Consider the following 11,459-nt stretch of genomic DNA (forward strand, 5'->3'; position numbering starts at 1 on the left):
CAAAATGAAAGCAGTATTAAAAAAAGAAGCTGGTTATGACAAGATTTCATTAGAGACAGTGGAGGAACCAAAAGTTAAAAATGATTTAGTGAAAATTAAGGTTGCTTTTACTGGGATTTGTGGTACAGATATTCATACGTTCACCGGTGAATACAAAAATTCAAAAACTCCTGTGGTGTTAGGACATGAATTTTCAGGAATAATTGTAGAAGTAGGGCCGGATGTTAAATATTTAAAAGTAGGAGACCGCGTGACAAGTGAAACGACCTTTACCACTTGCGGGGAGTGTAAATATTGTCTAGAGAAAGATTATAACCTCTGTTCTAATAGAAAAGGAATTGGTACTCAAGTGAATGGTAGTATGGCTGAATATGTGTTATCACGTGAAGAAAGTGTACATGTTCTAGCTGATACAATCAGTTTAGAGGCAGGTGCTTTAACAGAACCCCTTGCTTGCTGTGTCCATGCTGGATTGGAGAAAACATTGATTCATAAAGATGATGTAGTGTTAATATTTGGTCCAGGACCAATTGGTTTATTACAATGTCAAGTGGCTAAGGCACAAGGAGCTTTTGTAATATTAGCGGGAATCACCAAGGATAATGATCGTTTAGAGCTAGCTAAGGCATTAGGTGTTAATGTTGTAGTTGATGTACTAAAAGAAGATTTAGCTGCAGTAGTTTTTAAACACACTGATGGGTATGGAGTTGATAAGGTCTTCGAATGTTCAGGTGCGGTTGCGGCTTTAAATCAGGGGTTGCCTCTCGTTAAGAAAAAGGGTACTTTCGTTCAAGTTGGAATATTTGCAAATAAAACCAATCCACTCGACCAAGAAGCTATTGTACAACGAGAAATAAACTACATAGGTACACGTTCTCAAAAGCCGAGCTCTTGGGAAAAAGCATTGCTTCTCTTAGAGGAAGGCAAGATTGATGTTGATAAAATGATTACTAAATTTGTGGCTTTAGAAGAGTGGAGAAAAGGCTTTGAGGCAGTAATTGAAGGCAATGAAATTAAGGTGATGATTAAATCGCAATAGGACTTTTACTGAATTGACACTTTATTTAACTAATTGGATAAAGTGTCTTTTTTTTGAATTTTTATCACAAAGCTATACAGTTATTCAGACACAAAAGTGAATGAAACCTAGGTTAATGAGGAGTAATGAATGATAATATTAAAAGGTAGATGAAAATTACAACAACCCACACTAGGCAGTGTGAAAACTAAATGTAGAGGTGATAACCTTGACCAAAATTGGAATTATTAATGTAGATCATTCACCTTCAGGATTACATCAATTTCTTCAAAGAATTCTGTCACAACTATCCTCTTATGAGGTGGTGGGAATCGAATGGAATGATCACGAAGGTAAAGTGCATACAAAAGACCTTCACGAATATGCTTCATCTTATCCTGTATTGCAAACGGTTTCTTCCAATGTCTTAGAAAGATTAATTGGAGACCTTCATTTTATTAGTCGGATAATTGTTATTGGCGGGATAAATGTTTTTAAGGAATTAAAAAAAGTAAATAATCAGATTGAATTTTTGTTTGTACCTGCATCAATACACAATAATATAACATGGACTGAGCTATCTCTTGGTTATGATACAGCCCTCAATTCTATTATTGAAAGTACGTTAAAAATAAAGGACACAATCGAATCTCTCAAATATTCAATACCACGACTGTTTGGTGTTCAAATCCCGGGAGAAGCACCTTCTAAGATGCTTAAAGATCTTTCTATAGCAGTAGATGGATTTTATTTAGAAAGTCAGTCTAATCAAAATCAGTTTAATAGAGACAATAGTTGTTCGATTCAGCAATCTTTAAAGAATAATTTTTCCAATGGATTGACTTACTCATTTTTGCTATTTGATGAGAGAATATATGCGGCAAACATTCCAGAGTACTCTCTTCCTGAACTTGATGTTGATTGGAAAGTTATTCAAATTGATGAAGCACTCTGTATGGGACAAAATCCATCTGCTTTAGACCGAATAATAGCTAAGACATTTGCCAATCAGGCAGTGGAATGGGTTCATTCTCAAGCAAAATCCGAAGTCCTTTATATTGATCGAAGAGAAGTGAAAAGGAAAAGTTATTCAAGAGTTTAACAGTTTAGCTTGTATAGCTAAGCTGTTTTTTCTTTGAAAAACATCATCACAATGTTGTACAACCGAGGTTCAATGAATGGGGATGAAAACGGATACATTTTGAACTGGTGTGATGCTACTATAAATATAGAAAGACAGCAGCAATCTCACATTTGCTTGAGGGTAGTTCCTTTCATCTACATTGCTTTTGAGTAATTGAAATATTGAAGTTAAATACCAAGCTTATGATATTTATTAGGAGGAGTACAATATGCATTTTGATGAAACATTAATTTTAAAAGATATAGAAGCATTAAATTCAGAAGAAGCGATTCGAGTAATGGCAGGTAATTTATTTGAAAAAGGTCTTGTAAAAGAAAGCTATATTGATGCGATTGTGGCAAGAGAAAAGAATTTTGCTACAGGTCTTCCTACAAAAGGTTACTCAGTTGCAATTCCTCATACAGATAAAGAGCATGTAAACGAAAAAGCAATTAGTGTAGGAATTATGAAGGAGCCGGTTGATTTTGTCATCATGGGTGAAGAGAGTGAAACAACGCCTGTTAAATTAGTATTCATGCTAGCCATGAATGAAAGTCATTCACAGTTAGAAGTATTGCAACGCTTAATGCAAATTTTCCAAGATGATAGTATTTTAAATCAAATTGCCCATGAAGAGTCAAGAACAAAAGTAAAAGATCTACTTCTAAATCTTCTACAAGTTGAATTGAAAGGAGGTGAATTAAATTGAAAAAGAAACAAATTTTAATCGCATGTGGAGCAGGAATTGCTACTTCTACTATTGTGAATGATGCAATCGAATCAATGTGCAAGGAGAATAACATTCCAGCTAACTTAGTTCAAATTAAAATCACTGAAGTTGGTGGTTATGTAGATACAGCTGATTTATTAATAAGCACAACAATTGTTCAAAAAGAGTATCCATTCCCAGTAATTAACGCTCGAGCATTCTTAACAGGAATTGGTTTAGATGAAGCGAAAGCTGAAATTTTAGAGGAATTGAAAAAATAATAGAAGATTAATAGACATACATAATCTTCATTCACACAGTCTCTCGCTTTCAATTTCTAAACATTGAAAGCGAGAAAATTGTTTAGGTAAAGGGGGATCCGTTCATGGATCGTATGGTTGAGTTTCTACAATCATTTTTGGCACTAGGGCCTACGGTTATTTTGCCAGTTGCTATATTTTTAATTGGAATTGCCTTTGGACAAAAAGTTGGAAAGGCTTTCAGATCGGGACTAATCATTGGTGTTGCTTTTGTGGGGATTTTCCTTGTCGTTGATTTACTTGTTAGTAATCTAGGTCCCGCTGCAAATGGCATGGTTGATCGTTTTGGTATTCAACTAAATGTTATTGATGTAGGGTGGCCAGGAGCTGCTTCCATGTCTTGGGCTTCACCAATAGCAGCTTTTATTATACCTCTGGGACTATTAGTCAATGTAATTATGCTTGCAACAAACACCACAAAGACAATGAATGTTGATATATGGAACTTCTGGCATTTCACTTTTACAGGAGCTATTGTATATACAATTTCGGGAAGTATGATTCAAGGCTTGATTGCGGCAGTACTATTCCAAATAGCTTGTTTGAAAATAGCAGATTGGACTGCACCAATGTTACGTGATTACTTTGATTTACCAGGTGTATCTGTAGCAACTGGAAGTACTGTATCATATGCTCCGCTTGGAATTCCGCTTGTTAAACTTCTACAGAAAACACCAGTAATCAAGAACTGGAATGCAGATCCTGAATCCATTCAAAGACGGTTTGGAGTGTTTGGAGAATCGATTTTCATGGGTCTGATTCTTGGAATAGGATTAGGGTTACTCGCTGGGTATCCAGTAGGAGAAACGATTCAAATAGGAATGGCAATGGCTGGTGTAATGGTGTTAATGCCTCGTATGGTTAAGATCTTAATGGAAGGGTTAACGCCTGTTTCAGAATCAGCGCGTGAATTTTTAAAGAAAAGATTTGGTCAGAAGGACATTTATATTGGATTAGATGCTGCTGTAGCAATTGGGCATCCATCCGTGATTTCAACTGCGTTAATCTTAGTACCAATTACTGTTTTATTAGCTGTTATCTTACCGGGTAATAATGTTTTACCGTTTGGAGATCTTGCAACAATTCCATTTATTGTCGCTTTTATCGTGGGTGCCGCAAGAGGAAACATTGTACATTCCGTCATTGTAGGATCTATTTTAATTGCATTAACACTTTATATGGCTACAGATATTGCTGTTATTCATACGGAAATGGCAGTCAATGGCCAATTTAACTTGCCAGAAGGTACAAATTTAGTATCGAGTCTTGATCAAGGTGGGAATTTAATAAACTGGGTTATTTATAAATTCTTTGCAATTTTTAATTAAGATTATATTTTATTATTAAAAACAATCATAAGAGAGTATGGTGATTAAATGGTAGAGGGATTTGTAGATTATGCATTAGGACCACATGGAAGGTTCCTTAGTGAAATCTATTTACAATATCAATTCCCAATTAATACATTAATTGTAGGTATAGCCACTTATAAATTGTTTTTTACAAGAAAGAAGAAGTCTGCTGAAACTCATTAATTCAAGTAAGAATGTTTGAAATACAAAGTCCAATTAGTTTATTTGAATAGTTGTTTAGAAAAGTAGGAGGATAAAATCAAGTAATGTTGATACATCCTCTTATTTAAAGTAAGGAGTGATTAAATGAGCACAGTAATTGATCAAGAGTTGAGACAACTGGCTATTAATACAATTCGTACACTCTCTATAGATGCAATTGAGAAAGCTAGCTCAGGGCATCCTGGGATGCCAATGGGAGCTGCTCCAATGGCTTATGCCTTATGGGCTGAAGAAATGAATCATAACCCTGCTAATCCTAATTGGTTCAATCGTGATCGGTTTGTATTATCAGCAGGTCACGGATCGATGTTGTTATACAGTCTTCTTCATTTGTTCGGTTATGGTGTATCCTTGGAAGATCTGAAGAATTTCAGGCAGTGGGGCAGTAAGACTCCTGGACATCCAGAGGTAGGTCATACTCCTGGAGTAGAGGCGACGACTGGACCTTTAGGGCAAGGTGTTGCAATGGCTGTAGGGATGGCAATGGCAGAAAGGCATCTAGCAGCTACATACAATAAGGAAAAATTCAATATAGTAGATCACTTTACTTACAGCATTTGTGGTGATGGTGATTTGATGGAAGGAGTATCGGCTGAGGCAGGTTCATTAGCAGGGCATCTGAAACTAGGACGCCTAATTATGTTATATGATTCAAATGATATTTCTTTAGATGGTGAGCTTCACCATTCTTTCTCTGAAAATGTAGAAGAGCGGTTTAAAGCATATGGTTGGCAAGTATTACGTGTAGAAGATGGGAATGATTTAAAAGCTATACAACAAGCCATTCAAAAGGCTAAAAGTGATCTTAACCGGCCTACTTTAATAGAGGTAAAAACGACAATAGGTTTTGGTGCACCTAGTAAAGCTGGCACCTCTTCTTCACACGGTGCTCCACTAGGGGTGGAAGAAACTAGTTTAACTAAATTAGCTTATAACTGGGAATATGACGAGTCATTTTATGTCCCTGAAGAAGTGAGAACTCATTACCAAAAGCTTGCTGAAAAAGGGGCAGATAAAGAATCCTCATGGTTGAAGAGTTTTGAAGACTATAAAAAAGTCTACCCTAATCTAGCAGCTCAATTAGAAGCCGTGAGCAACGATGAGCTCCCGAATAACTGGAGAGACAATCTACCAACATTTCAATATGGTGAAGAGATTGCTACAAGAGTATCTTCAGGAAAAGCACTCAATGCTTTGGCATATTCTATTCCTCAATTGCTAGGGGGATCTGCAGATTTAGCAAGCTCTAATAAAACTCTTCTTACAAAGGAAGGTAACTTCGCTTCTGGAAATTATGCTGGGAGAAATATTTGGTTTGGGGTTCGTGAATTTGGAATGGGGACCGCTTTAAATGGTATGGCTCTTCATGGAGGTTTGAAAGTTTTTGGAGCAACCTTTTTTGTATTTTCGGATTATCTAAGACCAGCAATGAGGCTAGCTGCAATAATGAAATTGCCTATTACGTACGTTTTTACCCATGATAGTATAGCGGTTGGGGAAGATGGCCCAACTCATGAACCGGTAGAGCAACTTGCCTCATTACGCGCGATGCTAGGTATGTCGGTGATTCGTCCAGCTGATGCAAAAGAAACGGTGGCTGCATGGAGTATAGCTATAGAAAGTTCAGATAAGCCAACTGCTCTCGTACTTACTAGGCAGAATGTACCGACACTAAAGCTTGATAGTGCAGTAGTCGCTGAAGGCGTAAAAAGAGGAGCTTATGTTGTATCAGAAGCTAAGAATGAAGCAACAGGACTGTTACTAGCAACAGGGTCAGAAGTGTCACTAGCCATCTCCGCACAAGAAGAGTTAGAGAAAGAGGAAATCTTCGTTACAGTTGTAAGCATGCCAAGCTGGGACCGATTTGATCAACAACCTATTGAATACAAGAAAGAAGTCCTGCCAGATCATTTAAATAAAAGGATTGCAATCGAAATGGGTTCTTCAATTGGTTGGCATAAATATATAGGGGATAAAGGGAATCATATTATGGTAGATAAATTTGGTGCCTCAGCTCCTGCTGGCAAATTGTTTAAGGAATATGGATTTACAGTCCAAAATATTGTAGAAACATTTAAATCTTTAACATAGGAGTGAATAAATAATGGCAGAAAAAGTATTTACAGTGATAGATGAAACTGGAATTCATGCTCGACCTGCAACTGTATTAGTTAAAACAGCTGGTAATTACGAGTCAGACATTCAGTTGGTATATAAAGAAAAAAGTGTAAACTTAAAGTCTATTATGGGCGTGATGGCTTTGGGAATCCCTAATGGGGCGGAAATTAAGATTAGAACTTCTGGTAATGATGAAATTGAAGCTCTAAAAGCAATTACTGAAACCCTTAATAATCAGGAATTAGCTAAATAAGATAAACTCATTTAGATGAATTTCATGTTGCTTGTCTGTTAAGCTATAATGGATAAGTGGAGATTTATTTTAGAATGAGTGAGATAGCTTATCTCTTACTCTAGTCTATTGGGGTAAGAGATTTTTTTGATTATAACAATATTAGATATAGGAGTGGAACCATGACAGATAAAAAAATCATTTTCTTTGATATTGACGGTACGCTATTAGACCATGATAAAAAGCTGCCTCAATCAACAAAAGAAGCCATTAATGAGTTAAAGCAAGCTGGGCATGAAGTAGCAATTGCTACAGGCCGTGCTCCTTTTATGTATGAAGATCTGCGTGAGGAATTAGGCATCTATAATTTTGTCAGCTATAACGGTCAATATGTTGAAGTGGATGGTGAGATGATTTACGGCAACCCTCTTGATAAAGATAAGCTTGAAGAAATTACTGAGCTTGCTGCTACAAATGACCATCCTCTTGTTTATATGGGAAAAAAAACAATGAAGGCGAACGTAGAACAGCATGATCATATCGATGAAAGTATCGGAACGTTAAAAGTAGAGGCTTTTCCTACTCATGATCCTGATTATTTCAAAATGGAACATATCTATCAAACACTGCTATTTTGTGAGCACGAAGAGGAAAAATACTATGAAGAGAAATTCAATGCATTTGACTTCATAAGATGGCATCCTTTATCGGTAGATGTATTGCCAGCAGGTGGTTCAAAAGCAAAGGGAATTGAGAAAATGATTGAGAAGCTTGGAATCAATCCTGAAAATGTGTATGCATTCGGTGATGGATTAAATGACATTGAAATGCTCTCTACTGTCGCTCACGGTGTAGCCATGGGAAATGCACATGAAGAGACGAAAGAAGCAGCGAGATACCTTTCAAAATCAGTAGATGAGGATGGTATTGTTCATGGATTGAAAATGGTAGGGTTATTAAAATAATAAAAAGGCAATTCAGCCCAATGCTGAATTGCCTTTTTTCTATTTAAGTACGGTTTCCTTTCCAAGCGGTTCTGTCGTTTTACGAACGGCAATGTATTCTGGTCTTTTGCCAGCTCCTGAGAATGGTTCCAAGAGCTTATTCTCTACGCTGTTATAGACCATAAATAAATTGTTGCGCGGATAAGGAGTCATATTACTGGTAGAGGCGTGCATCGTGTTCGATTCAAAAATAGTAATCGTACCAGCTTTACCTGTGGCAACCGATAATCCTCCACCTTTTTCTACCAGCCATTTCAAGCTGTCATTATCAGGAACACCTACTTTTTGAGTTTGTAATGATTGCTTGTAGTTATTTTCAGGCGTTTCACCAACGCAGCTCACATAGTAGTTATGAGATCCTGGTACGAGCATGAGCGGGCCATTATGGATATAATTGTCGGATAGAGCAATCGACATACTTAAGGCACGCATCCGCGGCATACCGTCTTCTGTGTGCCATGTTTCAAAATCCGAATGCCAGTTAAACTCCTTACCTGAAAAGCCTGGCTTATAGTTTATTCGAGATTGATGAACATAGACATCACTTCCTAATAAGTGGTTAACAATTTTAAGTAATCTTTCATCTCCAGCTATGTTTTTAAAGTATTCGTCGTCTTGGTCTACAGAAAAGATCGAACGAATCTCATCAGAATCTGGTTCACGGATAATTTTATCCGACTGTGTGTGTTTGTTTGAATCCTGTAACTCAAAAATGGCCTTTTGCATGGCTGCTACTTCTTTTTCTGAGAATAGGTTCTCAATTTGCAAAAAGCCGTTTTTCTCATAAAAATCAAGCTGCTCTTTGGAAAGAGGAGCCTCATGGTCTAGTCTGCGGTCGGTATGAATCACAGGGTCCTTACGCTTCGTGATCTGCGGCTTATCGCTTACTCTTGAAGGGTAAAAATCTTGCATGTGCAAACACTCCCATTACATAGTCTCAGATACCCAATAATTTGGTATATCTGGCTCACTCACACTCATACCACTCTAATTTTCATAATAAACATGAAATTTTGAAAAAGAGAATAATGTACTTCTTCCTATTCTTATCAATTCACATGTTATATTTTTTGTAATAGAGTCTGGCTAGGTGTAGCTTCCTAACTTGTTAATTGCATTGACCATGTTTTATCATGGGAAAAAGCAGTTGGGACCGGTTTCATGTATTTCGATAGCGGGTAAAATGACTCAGTGAGTCTGCACAGGAGGATGTTCATGAAGAATAAAGTTACAAAGATTAAAAATGGTGAAGAGTATCTGGACGTGAAGCTGGGCCGAATGCGAATCTTTTTCGATAAGAGATATAGAGTTATTTCTACGATTAACGATTTATTAATTGGAATATTGTTTGTGATAGGAAGTATCCTTAATTTTTTTGATCAGGCAGAAAAAATTGGTCTCATTTGTTATCTCGCTGGAAGTACTTTTTTAGTTGTCAGGCCGATATTAAGGCTTATGCATAGTGCAAGTTTAAGAAAGGAAATACAGGACAAGGACACTTATACTACGGATAATAATTAGTCTCATGGATATAAAAAAGCGCCTTTTTGAGGCGCTTTTTTATATTGAAAAATGGTGAGCGTTAGTTATGAATATATACATAAAAAAGGCAGAAGCCAATTACAAAAATAAGAAAAATAAAGGTCGTTGCATTTCTTATGTCAAATAATGAAAGGGACAGAAAGAATTAATAAGGAGGCTGATTAACTTGTCGTATGCATTGAGATTTCCGGGCGTATCAGAAATTGGGTGGGGAGCGTTCGAGTCGCTTAAGGAACATGTATTAAAAATGGAAGCGAAGGAGATTTTACTTATTTCAGATGATATTTTGCTTGAATTAGAGAGTGTAAAAGACATCGTGAAAAATATCATGACAGTAGCAAGTGTTCATGTGTATTCAGATGTGGAAGCCGAACCTACGCTTGAATGTGCTGAAAGATTGGTGAATTATACAAAAGAAAAAAATGTTGATGTTGTAATAGGGTTAGGTGGAGGCAGTGTGCTGGATTTAGCTAAGTTAGCAGCCGTGCTTTCCGTTCATGAGGGGACAGTAAGAGATTATTTGAATCTAACTGGAGAAAAAAAGATTATCGCAAGAGGATTGCCAAAAATTCTAGTTCCTACTACCTCTGGGACAGGGAGTGAAGTAACAAACATTTCAGTACTTTCCCTGCCTGGAACGAAAGATGTGGTAGCGCACGATTATTTAATTGCTGATGTCGCTCTTGTCGACCCTGCATTAACTGTATCTGTGCCCCCTAGGTTAACAGCTGCGACTGGGGTAGATGCTCTTACTCATGCCGTTGAAGCCTTTCTTTCTGTACAAGCTAACTCCGTCACGGATGGGTTAGCACAAAAAGCAATGCAATTGATATCAGGGTCTTTAAAACAGGCGGTAGATAATGGTGATAACAAGGAGGCAAGGAGGGACTTAAGCGAAGGAAGCTACTTAGCAGGTCTTTCTTTTTTTCACGCAGGGGTTGCTGGTGTCCACGCTCTTGCATACCCTCTTGGAAGTAAATTTCATATTCCGCATGGGGAATCGAATGCAGTGCTTTTACCATACGTTCTATCGTACATAAGCAAAAGCTGTCCTGATAAAATGCAGCAAGTGGCAGCTTTGCTTGACCCGAGTTATCATCCAACTAAAAGGTATGAAAGAGATGATTACTTAGTCCTTCTCAGGCAGATCATTGAAGACGTCAATTTACCAACTTCATTAAAAGAATACGGGGTAAGAGAAGAAGATCTAGAAGCTCTTACTGCTGATGCATGTAAGCAAACTAGATTGTTAGCCAGAAGTCCGCTCCCGTTAACTAAAGAAGACATTTATCGCATCTATGAAATGGCATTTAATGGAATTCACTTATACGAGTCTGTTCCCTTAAATAAGGAGGGAAAATAAAGATGTATGTTACAGAGATTGAACCGCGGGTGTCTGAAACGGATGGAGCCGGTCATATAAATAATACAACCATTCCTGTGTGGCTTGAAGCGGGCAGACATGAGTTATTCAGATTATTTACCCCAGACCTTTCATTTGAAGATTGGAAAATGGTCATCGTGAAGACAACACTCGAGTATAAAAAGCAAATCTATTTCGGTGAAAAGGTCGAAGTGAAAATGTGGATCAAGCGGATTGGGAACAGTAGTTTAGAGTTGTATGAGGAAATTCATCAAAAGGGCATGCTATGTGCTAAAAATGAAGCAATCTATGTGAATTTCAACCTCCATACACAACAGACTGAATCTATTCCAGAGAAGATAAAGGCAGAATTAGAAGAACATCTTTGGCCAGAAAGAGAGTAGAAATAATGTTAAAAAGCCGACTAGAAACAAGAGACTAGTCGGCTTGTTGATT

Annotated in this window: 12 protein-coding genes; 11 read left to right on the forward strand and 1 reads right to left on the reverse strand. The window is 37.3% G+C overall.

Translation table 11 applies throughout. The features are described from left to right. Positions 1-4 precede the first annotated feature (4 nt). The 8 genes from PQ478_RS04785 to PQ478_RS04820 all read left to right on the forward strand — a co-directional run bounded on the left by PQ478_RS04785 (position 5) and on the right by PQ478_RS04820 (position 8,059). Positions 5-1,039, forward strand: coding sequence for a zinc-binding dehydrogenase (locus tag PQ478_RS04785; RefSeq protein ID WP_289235997.1), 1,035 nt, complete (start codon positions 5-7; stop codon positions 1,037-1,039). Positions 1,040-1,247: 208 nt separating this feature from the next. Beyond that, on the forward strand, positions 1,248-2,120 hold the full coding sequence (locus tag PQ478_RS04790; RefSeq protein ID WP_289235998.1) for a 6-phosphofructokinase: 873 nt from the start codon (positions 1,248-1,250) through the stop codon (positions 2,118-2,120). A gap of 250 nt (positions 2,121-2,370) precedes the next feature. Beyond that, positions 2,371-2,850, forward strand: a complete 480-nt coding sequence (locus PQ478_RS04795; RefSeq protein WP_289235999.1) for a PTS sugar transporter subunit IIA — start codon at positions 2,371-2,373, stop codon at positions 2,848-2,850. Further along, positions 2,847-3,131, forward strand: coding sequence for a PTS sugar transporter subunit IIB (locus PQ478_RS04800; RefSeq protein WP_022626634.1), 285 nt, complete (start codon positions 2,847-2,849; stop codon positions 3,129-3,131). Before PQ478_RS04795 ends, PQ478_RS04800 begins: the two co-directional genes overlap by 4 nt. 104 nt (positions 3,132-3,235) lie before the next feature. Further along, on the forward strand, positions 3,236-4,498 hold the full coding sequence (locus PQ478_RS04805) for a PTS galactitol transporter subunit IIC (RefSeq protein WP_022626635.1): 1,263 nt from the start codon (positions 3,236-3,238) through the stop codon (positions 4,496-4,498). Positions 4,499-4,828: 330 nt separating this feature from the next. After that, complete coding sequence (tkt, locus tag PQ478_RS04810; RefSeq protein WP_289236000.1) at positions 4,829-6,835, forward strand: transketolase; 2,007 nt, start codon at positions 4,829-4,831, stop codon at positions 6,833-6,835. Between the two features lie 13 nt (positions 6,836-6,848). Beyond that, entirely contained in the window at positions 6,849-7,115 is a 267-nt protein-coding gene (locus PQ478_RS04815) for a phosphocarrier protein HPr (protein ID WP_289236001.1), read from the forward strand. 161 nt (positions 7,116-7,276) lie between these two features. Continuing rightward, positions 7,277-8,059 carry a Cof-type HAD-IIB family hydrolase gene (locus PQ478_RS04820; protein WP_012957893.1) on the forward strand — a complete coding sequence of 261 codons (783 nt, stop codon included), beginning with the start codon at positions 7,277-7,279 and terminating at the stop codon, positions 8,057-8,059. Positions 8,060-8,098: 39 nt separating this feature from the next. On the opposite strand, the gene thpD is transcribed toward PQ478_RS04820, so the two are convergent. Then, on the reverse strand, positions 8,099-9,010 hold the full coding sequence (gene thpD / locus PQ478_RS04825; protein WP_012957894.1) for an ectoine hydroxylase: 912 nt from the start codon (positions 9,008-9,010) through the stop codon (positions 8,099-8,101). 303 nt (positions 9,011-9,313) lie between these two features. Between thpD and PQ478_RS04830 the strand changes: the two genes are divergently transcribed. From PQ478_RS04830 to PQ478_RS04840, 3 genes are all read left to right on the forward strand, one after another. After that, positions 9,314-9,619 (forward strand): YrhK family protein, encoded by a 306-nt coding sequence (locus PQ478_RS04830; protein WP_289236002.1) that lies wholly within the window; start codon positions 9,314-9,316, stop codon positions 9,617-9,619. A gap of 187 nt (positions 9,620-9,806) precedes the next feature. Next, entirely contained in the window at positions 9,807-11,003 is a 1,197-nt protein-coding gene (locus PQ478_RS04835) for an iron-containing alcohol dehydrogenase (RefSeq protein ID WP_289236003.1), read from the forward strand. A gap of 2 nt (positions 11,004-11,005) precedes the next feature. Beyond that, a complete protein-coding gene (locus tag PQ478_RS04840) occupies positions 11,006-11,407 on the forward strand; it encodes an acyl-CoA thioesterase (RefSeq protein ID WP_012957897.1) in 402 nt (133 codons plus the stop codon). Positions 11,408-11,459 lie beyond the last annotated feature (52 nt).

The sequence above is a fragment of the Alkalihalophilus pseudofirmus genome (assembly GCF_029094545.1).
Classification (GTDB): Bacteria; Bacillota; Bacilli; order Bacillales; family Bacillaceae_D; genus Alkalihalophilus; species Alkalihalophilus pseudofirmus.